Annotated in this window: 13 protein-coding genes; 6 read left to right on the forward strand and 7 right to left on the reverse strand. The window is 67.8% G+C overall.

Annotated features, from left to right (window positions below):
* Nucleotides 1-29: 29 nt before the first annotated feature.
* A complete protein-coding gene (locus tag ABD768_RS13975; RefSeq protein WP_344840806.1) occupies nt 30-2,084 on the forward strand; it encodes a fibronectin type III domain-containing protein in 2,055 nt (684 codons plus the stop codon).
* Between the two features lie 237 nt (nt 2,085-2,321).
* On the opposite strand, the gene ABD768_RS13980 is transcribed toward ABD768_RS13975, so the two are convergent.
* On the reverse strand, nt 2,322-3,095 hold the full coding sequence (locus ABD768_RS13980; RefSeq protein WP_344840808.1) for an SDR family NAD(P)-dependent oxidoreductase: 774 nt from the start codon (nt 3,093-3,095) through the stop codon (nt 2,322-2,324).
* 193 nt (nt 3,096-3,288) lie between these two features.
* Between ABD768_RS13980 and ABD768_RS13985 the strand changes: the two genes are divergently transcribed.
* Nucleotides 3,289-5,511 (forward strand): bifunctional SulP family inorganic anion transporter/carbonic anhydrase, encoded by a 2,223-nt coding sequence (locus ABD768_RS13985; protein WP_344840810.1) that lies wholly within the window; start codon nt 3,289-3,291, stop codon nt 5,509-5,511.
* Here the strand turns inward: ABD768_RS13985 and ABD768_RS13990 are convergent.
* Entirely contained in the window at nt 5,451-6,287 is an 837-nt protein-coding gene (locus tag ABD768_RS13990; protein ID WP_343977178.1) for a phosphatase PAP2 family protein, read from the reverse strand. The two genes, ABD768_RS13985 and ABD768_RS13990, sit on opposite strands and share 61 nt — an antisense overlap.
* 177 nt (nt 6,288-6,464) lie before the next feature.
* Entirely contained in the window at nt 6,465-8,363 is a 1,899-nt protein-coding gene (locus ABD768_RS13995; RefSeq protein WP_344840811.1) for a S41 family peptidase, read from the reverse strand.
* Between the two features lie 98 nt (nt 8,364-8,461).
* Here ABD768_RS13995 and ABD768_RS14000 point away from each other — a divergent pair, with 98 nt between their 5' ends.
* From ABD768_RS14000 to ABD768_RS14010, 3 genes are read left to right on the forward strand one after another with little or no spacing between them, the layout of a single operon-like run.
* Nucleotides 8,462-9,628 carry a hypothetical protein gene (locus tag ABD768_RS14000; protein ID WP_344840813.1) on the forward strand — a complete coding sequence of 389 codons (1,167 nt, stop codon included), beginning with the start codon at nt 8,462-8,464 and terminating at the stop codon, nt 9,626-9,628.
* A 29-nt stretch (nt 9,629-9,657) separates the two neighbouring features.
* Nucleotides 9,658-10,362, forward strand: coding sequence for a M50 family metallopeptidase (locus tag ABD768_RS14005; RefSeq protein WP_344840815.1), 705 nt, complete (start codon nt 9,658-9,660; stop codon nt 10,360-10,362).
* Nucleotides 10,363-10,394: 32 nt separating this feature from the next.
* Nucleotides 10,395-10,934, forward strand: coding sequence for a hypothetical protein (locus tag ABD768_RS14010; protein ID WP_344840816.1), 540 nt, complete (start codon nt 10,395-10,397; stop codon nt 10,932-10,934).
* On the opposite strand, the gene ABD768_RS14015 is transcribed toward ABD768_RS14010, so the two are convergent.
* A complete protein-coding gene (locus ABD768_RS14015; RefSeq protein ID WP_343977162.1) occupies nt 10,931-11,962 on the reverse strand; it encodes an aldo/keto reductase in 1,032 nt (343 codons plus the stop codon). The two genes, ABD768_RS14010 and ABD768_RS14015, sit on opposite strands and share 4 nt — an antisense overlap.
* Nucleotides 11,963-12,044: 82 nt before the next feature.
* Between ABD768_RS14015 and ABD768_RS14020 the strand changes: the two genes are divergently transcribed.
* On the forward strand, nt 12,045-12,545 hold the full coding sequence (locus ABD768_RS14020; protein ID WP_343977159.1) for a mycothiol transferase: 501 nt from the start codon (nt 12,045-12,047) through the stop codon (nt 12,543-12,545).
* A gap of 24 nt (nt 12,546-12,569) precedes the next feature.
* Here the strand turns inward: ABD768_RS14020 and ABD768_RS14025 are convergent, their stop codons facing one another.
* From ABD768_RS14025 to ABD768_RS14035, 3 genes are read right to left on the reverse strand one after another with little or no spacing between them, the layout of a single operon-like run.
* Nucleotides 12,570-13,700, reverse strand: coding sequence for a hypothetical protein (locus ABD768_RS14025; protein ID WP_344840819.1), 1,131 nt, complete (start codon nt 13,698-13,700; stop codon nt 12,570-12,572).
* Nucleotides 13,701-14,567, reverse strand: a complete 867-nt coding sequence (locus ABD768_RS14030) for an exodeoxyribonuclease III (protein WP_344840820.1) — start codon at nt 14,565-14,567, stop codon at nt 13,701-13,703. It lies immediately after the preceding gene.
* 9 nt (nt 14,568-14,576) lie between these two features.
* Entirely contained in the window at nt 14,577-15,617 is a 1,041-nt protein-coding gene (locus ABD768_RS14035) for a glycoside hydrolase family 113 protein (protein WP_343977153.1), read from the reverse strand.
* Nucleotides 15,618-15,624: the final 7 nt, after the last annotated feature.

Here is a 15,624-nt window from a genome sequence, read left to right on the forward strand (position 1 = left end):
GCACGTTCCGCCCACAACGGAGGACTCCTATGTCTGTACGCCGTACTGGCATTACTCTGCTGGCCGCCGTCGCCCTGGTGTCGGCAGCGGCCTGGATCGCGCCCGCGAGTGCCACCGTCCCGATCGAGGTGCCGACCGCCAAGGCGCCGGTACCAGCGAAGTACCCGCAGATCGCCGCGAAGCCCTACCTGGGCTGGAGCAGCTGGAGCCTGCAGTCCACCAACTACCCCGGCGTGAACCCCGACGGCCCGGGCAGCTTCATCAACGAGAAGAACATCCTCACCCAGGCCAACGCGCTGGCCACCAAGCTGAAGCCCTACGGCTACGAGTACATCAACGTCGACGCCGGCTGGCAGGGCGGCGGTGACGAGTACGGCCGGCCGATCGCGAACCCGGCCCGCTTCCCCCGCGGCATGAAGGCGGTCGGCGACGACATCCACAAGCTCGGGCTGAAGTTCGGCATCTACACGGTCGTCGGCCTCGGCTTCGACGTCTACCGCGAGGGCAACACCCCGATCTTCGACGCGCCCGGCTGCTTCACCCGCGACATCGTCTACCCGGATCTGCGCACGACGAACGGCTGGGACCAGGCGTACAAGATCAACTACGCCAGCCCGTGCGCGCAGAAGTACGCGGACTCGATCGCCAGGACCTTCGCGAGCTGGGGCGTCGACTTCATCAAGATGGACGGCGTCGGCCCCGGCTCCTGGAAGGGCTCGCCGGACGACCCGAACCACAACAACACCGAGGACGTCGAGTCCTGGTGGCGCGCGGTCCAGAACGCCGGCCGCCCGATGCAGTACACGCTGTCGTGGTCACTGAGCCACCGGTACGCCGAGACCTGGAAGGCGAACTCGAACGGCTGGCGGATCGACACCGACGTCGAGTGCTACTGCGACACGATCGTCCGCTGGACCGGCTCCGTCGTCCAGCGCTGGTGGGACGTCGCGCAGTGGGCCGACGACGCCGGACCGGGGCACTGGAACAACCTCGACGCGATCAACGTCGGCGTCGGCGCGATGGACGGCATCAGCGAGACCGAGCGCCAGTCGTACATGACGTTCTGGGCGATCAACTCGGCGCCGCTGTTCGCCGGTGACGACCTGACCAAGCTCGACGCGTACGGGCTCAAGCTGCTCACCAACCGCGAGGTGATCGCGATCGACCAGGCCGGCGTACCGGCCCGGCCGCTGAACCAGGACCAGCTGCAGCAGACCTGGTTCGCCAAGAACACCGACGGGTCCGTCACCGTCGGGCTGTTCAACCTGGGTGAGGAGCCCGCCACGGTGACCGGGAAGTTCGACGAGCTCGGGATCACCGGCAAGGCACGGGTGCGGGATGTCTGGGCGGCGCAGAACACGAACAACGTGAGCGGCCAGGTCAGCGCGGTGCTGCCGGCGCACGGGTCGAAGCTGTACAAGATCTTCCCGAACAGCCTCGGCTCGGTCAGCAAGCCGGCCAACGTCAAGGCGACCGATGTCAGCCGGACCACGGTCTCGCTGGCGTGGCAGCCGAGCACCGGCGCCAAGTCGTACAAGGTCTTCGCCAACGGCAAGCAGGTGGCGACCAGCACTGGGCCGAGTGTTGTGGTGACCGGCTTGCTGCCGCAGACGCAGTACAAGTTCGAGGTGAAGGGTGCCAACGGCAACAAGTCGTCCGAGGCGAGCGCTCCGGTCACGATGTTCACCTCGAAGTCGGGTGGGCCGGTCCGCTACGAGGCTGAGGCCGCCAACAGCACCCTCACCGGCAACGCCAGCGCCAACGGCTGCACACTCTGCTCCGGCGGCAAGAAGATCGGCAACATCGGCTACGACGCCTCGGTGACCCTCAACGACATCACCGTGCCCTTCACCGGCACCTACCTGGTGAAGATCGCCTACACCGACGGCGACACCAGCCGCCAGAGCATGCTGACGATCAACAACGCCGACACCTACTGGGTCAACTACCACGGCCTGGGCGACAACGACTGGGGCACACCCCAGGTCGTCTACCTCCCAGTCGAACTCACCGCAGGCACCAACTCCATCAAGGTCTCCAACCCGTCCGGCTACATCGCCGACATCGACTGGATCACCGTCTGACCCAAAGCCGTGCGAGGGGGACGGACCACCTGCCCGGGGCCCGTCCCCTTCACACGCCCCCTGCGCACCTGAGGCCACTCCGCACACTCGAACCTGGCAGCCCTCCCGCCCTCAACTGGCGGCGCTCCGCGCACCTCAAGCGAGCCGGCCCCCGGACGCTGCATCGCTCAAACCTGGCGGCGCTCTGTGCTTTCCCCGCTCTTGAACCGGTCGAGGTGACGCGAAGCGTCATGGGGCCTAGATGACGGAGGCGACGCCGCCATCCATGGGGATGACGGCGCCGGTGATGTAGCTGGCTCTGGGTGAGGCCAGGAAGACTGCTAGGTCGGCTACCTCGGACGGTTCGGCGGCTCGGCCCAAGGGGATGTCGGCGACCATCTCGGCGAGCAGCTCTTCCTTCGGGCGGCCGGTGGAGCGGACTGCCGCTTCGAGGCCTTCGTCGACGCGGCCGGTGCGGGTCATGCCGGGGTTGATCACGTTCACCCGTACGCCGCGATCGGCGTACGCCTTCGCATAGCCGACCGACGCGAGCATCAGCGCCGCGTTGGCCGCCCCACCGCCGATGTGCAGCGGGTTCGCCGCGCGACCACCCTGCCCGACGATGTTCACGATCGCGCCAGTCCCGCGCTCGGCCATCCCGCGCACAACCGCCTCGGTCGCGTGCATGTACGTGAAGTACTTGGCCTCCATCGCCGCATGCAACGCCTTGCTGTCCAACTCTGCCACCGGCGTACGCCGTGCCGCCCCCGCACAGTTGATCAGAATGTCCGGAATCCCGATCCGCGAGAACACCTCCGCCGAAGCCTCCGGATCCGTCAGATCCACCGCCTCGACATCGAACCCCAGCCCCTTCTCCGCCAGCACCTTCTGAGCAGCCGCAAGGTTGCCCGGATCCCGCGAGATCCCGACCACCTGCACCCCCTCCCAGGCCAGCGCCTCGACACAGGCGAGCCCGATCCCCTTGCTGGCTCCCGTGACCACCGCGATCTTCCCGGACAGTTGCAGATCCACTCGTCGTCCTCCCAGGACCTCGTGCTGCGCGTTTGTGTGCCGATCGCGAGCCTAGCTCCCACTAACGGAGCCCCAGGCAACGAATTCGAATTACTGCTCGTCTGCCCTTGATCGCCCGGCTACTATGAGTGCTCAGATCGACACTCTTTGTTTCGACGTTCTGTTGCTGTCAGCACCCAACGCCGGAGGACCCGTGCCGACCATCTCACCCAACCACTCACCGCCTCCGTCCGAGGCTGCGCCCGAGCGCAGCTCGTGGAGGTCCATCGTCCGACATGACGTACCGGCCTCGCTGGTCGTCTTCCTGATCGCGATCCCTTTGTCACTGGGGATCGCAGCCGCTTCCGGGGCCCCGCTGATCGCCGGGCTCGTCGCCGCCGTCGTCGGTGGCATCGTCGCCGGCGCGCTCGGCGGCTCCCCCTTGCAGGTCAGCGGTCCCGCGGCCGGTCTCACGGTCGTCGTGGCCGGGCTGGCCACGCAGTTCGGCTGGGCCGCCACCGCGGCGATCACCTGCGCGGCCGGCCTGCTTCAGATCCTGCTGGGCGTCACCCGCATCGGCAGGCTCGCGCTCTCCCTGTCCCCCGCCGTGGTGCACGGCATGCTGGCCGGTATCGGCATCACCATCGCCGTCCAGCAGCTGCACGTGGTGCTCGGCGGGCAGGCCCAGAGCTCCCTGATCGCCAACGTGGCAGGGCTTCCCGCGCAGTTGCTGGCGCACCATGCCGGCTCCGTGCTGATCGGCATCCTGACCGTGGCGATCCTGCTCGTCTGGCCGAAGATCCCCAAGGCCAGGATGGTCCCCGCGCCGCTGGTCGCGGTGGTCACCGCCACCGCGGCGGCCGCCGTCTTCATGGTCGACGTCACCCGCGTCAACCTGCCGGACGCGCCACTGAAGGAACTCATCCCACCCGCGCTGCCCGGTGGCGGCCCGCTCGAGATCGCGACGGCCATCCTGACCGTCGCCCTCGTCGCCAGCGTCGAGTCACTGCTATCGGCCGTTGCCGTGGACAAGCTTCACCGCGGCAAGCGCAGCAACCTCGATCGCGAACTGATCGGCCAAGGCGCCGCCAACGCGATCTCCGGTGCCCTGGGCGGGATGCCCGTCACCGGCGTGATCGTGCGCAGCTCCACCAACGTGGCCGCCGGTGCCCGCACCCGGGCATCAGCGATCCTGCACGGCGTCTGGATCGCGGTCTTCGTGCTCGCAGCGGGCGCGATGCTCGAGCTGATCCCGATGGCCGCCCTGGCCGGCGTGCTCCTCGTCACCGGCCTGCGGTTGGTACAGCTGGCCCACATCCGCACCCTCCGCAGACACGACGAACTTCTCGTGTACGTCGTGACAGCGGCAGGCGTCGCCACCCTCGGACTGGCCGAGGGCGTGCTCGCCGGGCTCATCCTCGCGCTCGGCCGGGTGCTCTATCGGTTGGCCAGGGCAACGGTCACCGCGGCCGAGGAGGACGGCCTGTGGATCGTCCGGATCCGCGGCACGCTGGTCTTCCTCGGGGTGGCGTCGCTGGTCCGGACGCTGCGCACCATCCCGGTCGGCGCGCCCGTCCGGGTGGATCTCCAGGTCGATCACCTGGACCACGCGGCGTACGAGGCGATCGAGGACTGGCGACGCGGGCACATCGCGCGCGGCGGTTCGGTCGTCCTCAACCGGGCGGCGTTCCGGGCCGCGATGCGTGGCGACACGGGCCGCCGGCTCATCCCCTGGCAGCCACAACGCCAGTTGGTGGCCGAGGTCGACCAGCGGGCCGCGATGCTCGACGGGATCCTCGAGTTCGAGGCGTCCGCCGATCCGATCCGGCCGATGATGGCGCGACTCGCGGCCGACGGCCAGCAGCCGACGCAGCTGTTCATCACCTGTGCCGACTCGCGGATCGTGCCGAACATGATCACGACGACCGGACCGGGCGACCAGTTCTGCGTTCGCAATGTCGGCAACCTCGTCCCGCCGTACGGGTCGAACAGCAACTCCGTCGACGCGGCGGTCGAGTACGCGGTCGACATCCTCGGCGTCGCGCAGATCGTGGTCTGCGGTCACTCGCACTGTGGTGCGGCCGCGGCGGCGCTGGATGCCTCGACCGACAACGGTTCCGCGTTGCACACCTGGCTGAAGCATCTGGAGGTGTCGGTACGCCGGTCCGCCGCGCTGCCCGACATCGTCGACCCGGTGACCGGCATCAAACTGTCACCGGCCGACAAGTTGTCCGTCACCAACGTGGCGGTCCAGCTGGAGAACCTGCGCAGCTTCGCCTGCGTCCGCAAGGCCGAGGAGGCCGGCCGGCTCGAACTCGTCGGCCTGTACTTCGACATCGGCGCGGCCGCCGCCCGGCTGGTCCTCGAACGCGAGCCCTACCTGGTCCGCGCCGACGAGGAACTGGCCACCACGGCGAGACCGCCGGCCGACAACTGAGACAGGTCGGCGGGTGTGCTGTCCCGGCGCACCCGCCGGCTGTCGAAAATCAGCACCAACGGGACCGCCAGCGCGAGCGCGACGAGCCCGTCGAGCCAGTAGTGGTTGGCCGTCACGACGACCACCGCGAAGGTGATCACCGGATGCGCGATCCACAACCACCGCCACCGCGACTTCGTGGCACGAATCAGGAACACGGCGACCATGAACGCCCACCCGACGTGCAGGCTCGGCATCGCCGCGAACTGGTTGGCCAGCCCGCTCTCGGCATCGGCGCTGTAGACCGACTGGCCGAGTAGTTGCGCGGTGTCGACCAGCCCGTACTGCGGGAACATCCGCGGCGGCGCGAGCGGGAAGACCAGGTGCCCGATCAGCGCCAGACCGGTCAGCGACGCGAGAGCCCACCGTGCTTTCGCGTACTCCGCCGGCCGGCGGATCAGCAGCCAGATCAGCACCGCGGCCGTCAGCGGGAAGTGGACCATCGCGTAGTACCGGTTGGCCGTTCGCGCCAGGTCGGGGATCTGCAAGGCGACGTGCTGGACCTGTGCCTCGGTCGGCAGGCCGAGCCAGGCCTGGAAGTGCCGCACCTCGTCGGCGTGGATGAAGGCCGAGCCGGCGTGATGCGCCGAGATCAGCCGGCCGAGGTTGTAGATGCCGAAGAGCACCGCCAGCAGGGCGATCTCGCGGACGACACGCTTCAGCTTCGCGTGGTGCTCGGCGGGCGGGGACAGCGACGGCAGGTCCTCCAGTGGTCGACTCAGAGTCACCTGCGCCATGTCGCCCTCCCCAGAAACCGAACGCTCGTTCTCTACCGTCCAGCCTGCGCCCGCGAGCCCGTGGAGATCAAGAACGGTCATTCGTTTTACCTTGTGATCTGACTTACATCTTCGAAATTATCGCAATCTGCTGATAGTTGCGAAGAATATGAAAGAGATCACACCGGCGCTGCCCTTTCAGACCACCGAGCGGCGGGAGGCGGTGAGGGTGCCGGCCGAGTAGCCGTCGGCGCGGAGGAGTTGGCCGGGAGTGACGTCGACGATGTCGATGCTGATGGGGTCGCCGGCCAGGTCTTCGGAGCTGATCGGGCGGTCGTCGAGGTAGAGGTCGACGCGGTCGAGACCGTCCACGTCCAGCTCGACGGTCAGCGTCGTGCCGGTGAGCTTGGTGGTGACGTCGAGGCGGCGGTTGGGCATCGCCGCGAGGAGGGCGCCGGCCGCGTCGAGCAGGTCGACGTTGCCTTCGAGGAGGTCTCGCCGGGTCATCTGGTGGGTCGAATCAGGCCGTACGCCGAGGTCTTCGACCGGCGTGCCGGCCAGGTCGCCGACGCGGAGGGTGCGGCGGATCGCGACGCGCAGGTTGGCGCCGTTGGGCAACGCGACGTACGGCGAGGTCTCGTCGGGTGGCGGCGGCTCGTTGAGCAAGGTGGCGAGCAGGCCGTGGGTCCAGACGTTCGCACCACCGGCGCCGGTGTTCTCGTCGACGCCGAGGATCTGGCCGATCTGGTGATCCGCGAATCCGGCGGTGAAGATGTCTGTCGCCGAGTACACGCGGGCGTCGGTGATGAGTACGACCGGGCCGTAGTAGGTCTGGCCGATCGCGTTCGCGCCGTCCTCGGGGGTGATCGGCTTCGCAGCGGAGTACGCGGCGCCGGTCTCCGTGGCGAGGTCGAGTGAGTCGAACCAGGGGCCGAGGTCGATGCCGGCCGGGTTGTCCTTGTGGCGACGGCAGATGCGCAGGTTGAGCGGCGTACTGATGAACTGCACGGGCTCGGGCGAGATGTGCCGGGGCGTCAACGTCTGCAGGGTGAACTCGCTCGCGTAGATGTGCCCGCCGCCGTTGTCGCGGACGTCGACGATCAGGCCGTTCTGCGGCAGTGCGGCGGCAAGCCGGACGAACTCGTCGCGGAAGGCGATCGGGTCGGTGACACTGAAGGTGAAGATCCGCAGGTGGCCGAAGGTGCCGCTCGCGGTGACCACCTCGCGGGCGCGGAACACACCGGGCATCGTCGTCGGCAGATCGTCGCCACCGACTGCTTTGGGGTTCTTGAGCTCGGCCGAGCTCTGGCCGCGTTCCAGGTCGACGACCTCACGGACGTACAGGGCCTTCTTGGCTCGCGACTTCTCGTCCGAGTCCAGGTCGAGGCCCATGGAGGCCGAGGCTGGAGTGAGCGCGTCGAGGTCGGTCATCGGCGGCAGGTTGGTCGTCACCTTCCATTGCTCGCGCAGTTCCTGGGAGGAGCCGTCGAGGCCGACATAGGTCAAGGTCACCCAGTCCTCGTCGGGCGGCGACTGGATCACCAATGGGCGCAGCGTCAGGGATTCCAGTCCGCGGGCGAGGTTCGCGGCGTCGTTGCTGCCGGCGAACTGGGCTCCGTTGAGGGCGACGGCGCGAGCGATCGGCGTACCGTTCCAGTGCGTCACCTCGGCGCCGGCCCCGAACTGCGGCGCGGTGTAGCCGGTGACGGTCCGGGTGATCAGGTACTGCTCACCGCCCGCCTCGTCGACGCACTTCTCGATCATGAACGGCAGGAACGCGATCTTGCCCGCGAACGGCGCCGGCAGCAGGTAGTTGGTGTGCAGGTCCCGGACCGAGTGGAAGATGCTCGACATCTGCCGATGGAACAGCCACTCGGCCTCCATCGTCTCGGCGGTCTGCCGCTCCATCCGTGCGCGCATCACCCGCAGCCGTTGCAGCGGATTGACCGCGTGCATCGCGACCTTGAGCTGCAGATGCACATAGTTCTGCTCGAGCAACAACAACGATTGATCGACGAGCAACTTCCGCTGATCGAGCGTCAGCGTCCCCGCCGAGTCGAGAAACTGCGACAACGGTACGACGGCAGCAGCCTTCATGATCTCCCCCTTGCCCTCACCGTCCTGCGCGACCGGATCGCTGTCAACGCCTCGTTGTCCAGATGGCCAACAGCATGCGGCTCGACCACCATCGGGTGATGAGGATCAGACGTTTGTTGCTGGCCATCGCGGTGGTGACGGGCGTCTGTACGGCGCCGGCCGGGGCTGCCGCTTCGTTTCCGAGGATCGACGCGAGCGGGATGCAGCTCGTCGCGGGCGACACGTTCGCCACGTACGGCGGGCGGATCGCGGCGTTGGAGCAGAAGCCGTCGCTCGCGCCGGTCGGCGTCAGCGAAGTACTGGCTGCCTCCAACCGGACCGGGCGGAACCTGTGTCATCCGACGTACCTGACCGCGTCGCTCAATCCGCAAGGGTTCTGCTGGCAGGACGGCGAGGACGATGACGAGAACGTCTGGATCCCGCAGGGCGTCACCGGGTCTGGCGACGCGCAGCCCGGCGGTGGAGCGCGGAGGGTGGTCGCCGCGACCTGGCACAACGGCAACGACAGCGCGATCCGGGTGTCGTTCCTGGACCTGGCGACCAACAAGTACCGGCATGTGTTGCTCGTCGAGCCGACCAGCATCGGCAACTTCGCCGCGATCGCCGGTCATGGGCACGGTATGTATTGGTCCGGCAACACCCTCGTCGTCGCCACGGGCGGATCGGTACTGCGAACCTTCGACCTGCGGCACATCTGGCGCACCGACACCAGCACCGGCGAGGTCGGATTAGGTGCCGACGGCAAGTACCACGCACTGTGGCACGCGTTCGCGCTGCCCCAGACGGGCGCCTACTGGTACGCCGGTGGCGGGTGTGCCAACACGACCGGCGTCAAACCGTGCTTCGCGAGTCTCGGGCTCGACCACACCGGATCCTTCGTGGCGGCCGAGCACACTGAGCGCGGCGGCGGGCGAATCGTCCGGTGGCCGGTCGACCTCGCGACTGGGCTCCCGCCGGTGAATGCGGCTGGCGTAGTACCGGCTGTCGAGGCGTTCAACTCGCCGGTGTGGGGAATGCAGGGCGCGGTCTCGTACGGCGGGAAGTTCGTGATCACCGGGGTCTGTCCGGAGTACGCCGACAACATCGGCGACGGCATCGACTACCCGAGCTGCCTCCACCGTGGCACCGCCGGAGTCTCCACTACGGTCTGGACCAAAGCGCCCAAGAACACCGAGAACCTCTCCTACTGGCCGGCCACCAACGAACTCTGGCTGCTCAGCGAACAGCTGCGGGAGCGGGTGACCGTCCACATCCCCTGGAGCTGACCTCACCGGGTGCCTGCAAGGATGGGGTGATGGGCGAGGTTTGGGACAACATCACGAGCACCCAGCCGGGTGCTTCGGGCACGGTCGTGATCGTGACCGGCATCGTCGCGTTGCTGCTGATCGCCTGGCGGCCGGTCTGGCGGCAGACGCGGCAGGTGGTGACGATCGCGCACGAGGGCGCGCACGGGTTGATCGCGTTGCTCGTCGGGCGGCAGCTGGCCGGGATCCGGTTGCACTCGGATACGTCCGGCGTCACCGTCTCGCGCGGCAAGCCGGATGGTGTCGGGATGATCGCCGTGTTGCTGGTCGGGTATCCGGGGCCGGCGCTGTTCGGGATCGCGGCGGCTTTCGTGCTGAAGCAGGGGTATGCCGTGGCGTTGCTGTGGGGACTCCTCGCGGCGCTGCTTCTGCTGTTGCTGCAGATCCGCAACCTGTTCGGGCTCTGGTCGGTGCTGGCGTTCGGTGCGATCGTGTTCGGTGTGTCGTGGTGGGGCTCGGAGCAGGTGCAGTCCGGGTTCGCGCACTTGCTGACCTGGTTCCTCTTGCTTGCGGCGCCGCGCGCGGTGCTGGAGTTGCAGCGGTCGCGGCGGCATGGCGGCGGGCGGAGCTCGGACGCTGATCAGTTGCGGCGGCTTACCGGCGTACCGGCGATTCTGTGGGTTGGGTTCTTCGGAATTCTCACTCTTGCTTGCCTCGCGCTCGGGGTGGCCTGGTCCGGAATCCTGCCGAGCTGATGAGCGGGCCGCGGTCGTTCGATCCTGTCGTGGTGGGAAACCGCGAGACGGATGCCTGGGTCGCGTACTACCGGCACGACTGGATCAAGTTCCTGCGGAGCTCGGTCGGGATGGTCGCGGCGGGGTTCGGGATGAGTCGGGCGCGGACGCTTGCCGGCGCTTGGTACGTGCTCAAGGCCAACCAGCTCTGGGCGCCCTTCCCGGACAACCAGCCGGATGGGGCGCGGGCGTATATGCGTCGCTTCTACGAATTGGTGGCCGACTCGGAGGACTTCGATCCGGCCGAGGCCGCGCGGCTCGAGGTCGAGTGGTGGCGGATCCATCGGGCACATCAGCACGACTCCTCGGTGACCCGCGTGCAACTCGAGGACGCGCTGGTGGAGCTCTATTCCTATGTCTACAAAGCCGACAAGGAAGCGGTACGGCCGGCTGCGGCGCATCGCGTCGACGCCATGGACTACTCGGACCGCTGGGTCGCGGCAGGCTGCAACCTCGACGACCGATTGCTGGTCGAAGAGCGGCGCGCGCTCGTTGCGTCGTACGCCGCTCTTCGAATCGCAGTCGAGGATTAGGCGCGGCCGCCGGTGATTGGGCGGTCGCGTTGGTCGACGCCTGGACCGCCGTACGGGTAGTCGGCCGCGCCCGGGTCGCTCGCCTCGTCGAGGCGCTGGGTCTCCTCGGGGGTGAGGTGCAGACCGGCCGCGGCGAGGTTGTCGTCGAGTTGCTTCATGGTGCGGGCGCCGAGGATGACCGAGGTGATCGCCGGCCGATCCACCAGCCACGCCAGCGCGACCTGCGCCATCGAGACACCCCGCGCCTCCGCGATCGCGCGGACCGCCTCGACCACATCCCGTACGCGCTGGTTCTTGCTCCGCCGGAACCACGACTCGACACCGCGGTTCGGATCGTCGCCCAGCCGCGTGTCGCCCGTCGGCTCCTCGTCGAACGAGTACTTGCCGGTCAGCCAGCCGCCACCGAGCGGCGACCAGGGCAGCAGCCCGAGACCGTTCTCCTGCGCGGCCGGGATGATCTCCCACTCGATCTCACGCACCAGCAGGTTGTACTGCGGCTGCAGCGTGACCAGCGGCGACCACCCGCGCCGGTCGATCAGGTCGCAAGCCTTCTGCAACTGCCAGCCGGTGAAGTTCGACAGGCCGCCGTACAGGATCTTCCCGGCCCGTACTGCGTCCTCCAGGAAGCTCAGGCTCTCCTGCAGCGGCGTGATCGGGTCCCAGGCATGGAGCTGGTACAGGTCGACGTGATCGACACCGAGCCGGGTCAGCGACGCGTCGAGCGCCTGCCGCAGGTGCCGCCGCGACGTACCGAGATCGTTCGGCCCGTCGCCCATCGGGAAGCGTCCCTTGGTCGCGAGTACGACGTCGTCGCGCGCGCCGGACTTGGCCAGCCAGTGCCCGATGATGTTCTCCGAGGCGCCGGCCGTGTATACGTCGGCGGTGTCGACGAAGTTGCCGCCGGCCTCGACGTACCGGTCGAGCTGCTCGTGCGCGCCGTCCTCGTCGGTCTCGTTGCCGAACGTCATCGTGCCCAGCGCGTACGTCGACACGACCGTGCCGCTGCTGCCCAGCGTGCGGTATTCCACGACTGCTCCTCGCTCGAGAACCAATGTCCTGACCAGACTAGACTCCCCGTGACGAAGGACAGCGCTTGATGGAAGGCAGCTGATGAACACCAGTGAACTGTTGCTCGACGCCTTCGGCCGGATCCAGGAGGTCGTGCACGAAGCCGTCGAAGGGCTCGACGACCTGACGCTCGGGACGCGACCCGAGGAGACCGGCAACTCGATGGGGTGGCTGGTCTGGCATCTGACCCGGATCCAGGACGATCACCTCGCGGACGCGGGCGGGTACGAGCAGACCTACACGGCTGATGGCTGGCACGATCGGCTCGGCCTTCCGTTCGACGCGGCCGACACCGGCTACGGGCACTCGGCGGAAGACGTCGCGGCGGTCAAGCTGTCGGGCGAGCAGTTGCTCGGGTACTACGACGCCGTCCACGCCCGCAGCCTCGAGTACCTGAAGACGCTGACCGCCGACGATCTCGACCGGATCGTCGACAAGCGCTGGAACCCGCCGGTGACGCTCGGGGTCCGCCTGATCAGCGTCCTGTCCGACGACCTCCAGCACGCCGGCCAAGCGGCTTACGTCCGCGGCCTGATCAGCTGAAGCCGGCAGCTCCGCTCAGGGCGCTCAGTTGAGGGTGGTCTTCCAGAGGGATGCCGGTTTGTCGGCAGGACCAGCGAGCAGGTAGAGGGTCTTGCCGACCAGCGCGGCGTCTCTCACCACGCCCCCGGGACCGGTCGACTCCTGCACCGTCCAGGTGCCGTCGTGCCCGCTGACCACCTTCACCTTGTTGCCCTCGGCAATGAGCTGGTAGGTCCGCCCGTCGGCGACCACCGGCGGCGGCAGCTTGTCCTTGTCGCCGACCGGGATCGCCGGCACGTTCGCCAGCCGCTTGCCCTGGTCACCGTCGAGCTGCCAGATCGCGAGCTTGCCGTCGACGAATCCGGAGATCGTGCAGGCCGTCGCACTGGTACAGGTCGCCGTGTTGCCCTGACTGCGATCGCCCAGCTCCGGGAGCTCGACCCGGCTCCACCCTTCGTTGACCTTCGCCGAACGCCAGACCGCGGTCTCCTGCTTGACCTTCGAATCCAACCGGACCTGCGACCCGACCAGCAGAATCCCGTCGCCGGCCGCGGTGCCGTAGCTCGGGCTCAGCAGCAACGTCTTCACGCTCTCCAACGGAGTCTTCGCCGACGACTGCCGCACCCACTTGCTCGTCCCCTGCGGCAACCAGATGGCACCATCGAGCCCGGTGTTCGCACTTCCCCACGTACCGGCGAGCGCTTGACCTGCCGGCGTGATGATCGCCGAGTACAGCCCGCCCGCATTCTGCCCGCCGAACGTGTTGAACTCCTGCGGGTACTCCGTCAGCGTCTTCACCGACCCCGTCCACACCGTCCACCGCGTGTTGGAGTGCGCCCCACCCGAAGCCCCGCCGAGCGCCAGCAGCCGCTTCCCGTCATACGCAACGGATTGCCAGGTCGCGAGGAGCGCGTACGGACTCTTGGCCTCGACCTTGATCTCCTGCCGGCTCCCATCCGCCTGCTGGAGCAGCAATCTCGGCACAACCTTCGCACTGCGATCCCGCAGCCCGATGAGCAACTCGTCGCCATGCCCAGTCAGGACCACAGGCTCAGCCGGCAACTCGACCTGCGTCCACCCCACCGCCTGCGGCGGCGACGCACCCTTGTCCTCCGAACACCCCGCGACAAGAACTGAGAGTGCACTGACGAGTGCAACCAGGCGGAGGCCGTTCATTCAGCGGTTCTGGGGGAGCTTGGTGGTCTTCTTCTTCGCGCCGCGTGGTGCCGACGGCGGCGGTACGACCGGACCGATGTCGCCATCGGGCGCAGTGTCCAGATCGATGATCACCGGCGCGTGGTCGCTCGGCCCGGTCCCCTTCCGCGCCTTCCGGTCGATCCACGCCGCCTTGACCCGCTCGGCCACCGGCCCCGACGTCAGCATCAGATCGATCCGCATACCGAGGTCTTGGTGAAACATCCCGGCGCGGTAGTCCCAGTAGCTGAACACCCGCTCGGTCGGCCATCGATCGCGAACGACATCGTGCAATCCAGTCGACATCAGATCTGCCAGCGCCTGCCGCTCCGGTGCCGTGACATGCGTCGACCCGACAAAGGCAGCGGGATCGAAGACGTCCGCATCGGTCGGCGCGATGTTCATGTCGCCACAGACGATCTGCTCAGCCGGCCCCGCCGCGACGACATCCTTCAACGCGGCAAGCCACGCCAACTTGTACTGGTAGTGATCCGAGTCAGGCTCCCGCCCGTTCGGCACGTACAGCGAGTGGATCCGAACCCCGCCACACGTCGCGGCGATCGCCCGCGCCTCCGGGTCCGGGAATCCCGGCGCTCCGGCAACTCCAGTGACGACGTCCTCCAGCCCGACCTTCGACAGCAGCGCGACACCGTTCCACTGCGCCTGCCCATAGACAGCGGACTCATACCCGCGCCCCGACAGCTCGTCCCCCAGCAACTTCGTGAAGGCATCGTCCGCCAGCTTGGTCTCCTGCAAACAGACGACATCAGGCTGCCGCTCGTCCAGCCACTCCAACAACCGCGGCATCCGCTGCTTGACCGAGTTCACGTTCCAGGTAGCTACTCGCACCCGCCTACGTTAGCTCCCGTTCAGCTCGCCGAGAGCATGGAACACCTGCTTCGGCCGCCACCCGCCGTCCGGATCCACCGCGACCAGCCCGTACGCCGACAAGTCCAGGTCATGCATCGGGTCGTCAGCACGGTGTGGCAACTCGTACCCAGCGAAGCTGAACCAGAACGCCGCCTCAACCCCCACCTCCTCGAACGTCGCCGCCAGCTCCCGGAGGTACCGCACCTGCTCGCCCTCGTCGCGGACGTACTCCCCCTTGATCGCCGGCGGATCCACCGAACGGTCGACGATCAGCCACCCCGTCCCACCCTGATCCGCCGCACCCCGGAACGTGCAGCAGCCGAACTCGGTGACCACCAGCGGCTTCCCCCACTTCAACCGCCCAGCGAGCTCATCGCGGAAGGTCGCCGCGTTCTGCGCATCGCGATAGGCATCGACCGCGACGAAATCGAAGAGATCCCAGTTCACCTCTTCCCACATCCCCGCCGCATAGGTGATCCGCCCACCGAAGACCTCACGAGCCGCCGCGGCCAGCTGCTCCTGCACAACACCCCAACGCTGCAGCCCCGCCATCATCCGGCCCATCATCACCGGATCACTCCAGGTGCCCGGATCCATCATCGTCGCAATCCGCTCACCCATCGTCTCCCCCGGCACGAACCCCTTGCAGGACAAGGAGATCTCGAAGCCCAGAATCAGCACAACCTCGAGCCCGGCACCTTCCCCGACCCCTTGCGCGGCGTGCTGCTCTGCCTCTACCCGCAACCGCTCGGCGTCCACTGCAGCGCCGGTCAGGAACGTAACCAGCTCGTCGGGTTCCAGATCCATCGCGATCGGCGAGTACCAGAGCTCCAGCCCTGCCTCCAGCGCCTCCGCTCCGGCGACCGCCAGCCGCTCCGGATGGCTTCCCGTCACCCGGACGGCCTCCGCGTGCAACTCCCCCGCGATCGTCCGCAGCTCGCGCCGCGCCGTCTCCCGATCGAAGACCGAGCGGGTCGAGCGCCCTTCCAGGTCGAGTCCGGTGTCGTAGTTCACCCCGATGCTGCGCATGCCGTCA

This window comes from Kribbella ginsengisoli (assembly GCF_039537185.1).
Classification (GTDB): Bacteria; Actinomycetota; Actinomycetes; order Propionibacteriales; family Kribbellaceae; genus Kribbella; species Kribbella koreensis.

Excerpts from the sequence above, each read along its gene's own strand:
- ABD768_RS14020 (WP_343977159.1), top strand. The coding sequence starts at position 12,045 with ATGAACACCAGTGAACTGTTGCTCGACGCCTTCGGCCGGATCCAGGAG.
- ABD768_RS13990 (WP_343977178.1), bottom strand. The coding sequence starts at position 6,287 with ATGGCGCAGGTGACTCTGAGTCGACCACTGGAGGACCTGCCGTCGCTG.
- ABD768_RS13975 (WP_344840806.1), top strand. The coding sequence starts at position 30 with ATGTCTGTACGCCGTACTGGCATTACTCTGCTGGCCGCCGTCGCCCTG.
- ABD768_RS14000 (WP_344840813.1), top strand. The coding sequence starts at position 8,462 with ATGAGGATCAGACGTTTGTTGCTGGCCATCGCGGTGGTGACGGGCGTC.
- ABD768_RS13995 (WP_344840811.1), bottom strand. The coding sequence starts at position 8,363 with ATGAAGGCTGCTGCCGTCGTACCGTTGTCGCAGTTTCTCGACTCGGCG.
- ABD768_RS14025 (WP_344840819.1), bottom strand. The coding sequence starts at position 13,700 with ATGAACGGCCTCCGCCTGGTTGCACTCGTCAGTGCACTCTCAGTTCTT.
- ABD768_RS14035 (WP_343977153.1), bottom strand. The coding sequence starts at position 15,617 with ATGCGCAGCATCGGGGTGAACTACGACACCGGACTCGACCTGGAAGGG.
- ABD768_RS14005 (WP_344840815.1), top strand. The coding sequence starts at position 9,658 with ATGGGCGAGGTTTGGGACAACATCACGAGCACCCAGCCGGGTGCTTCG.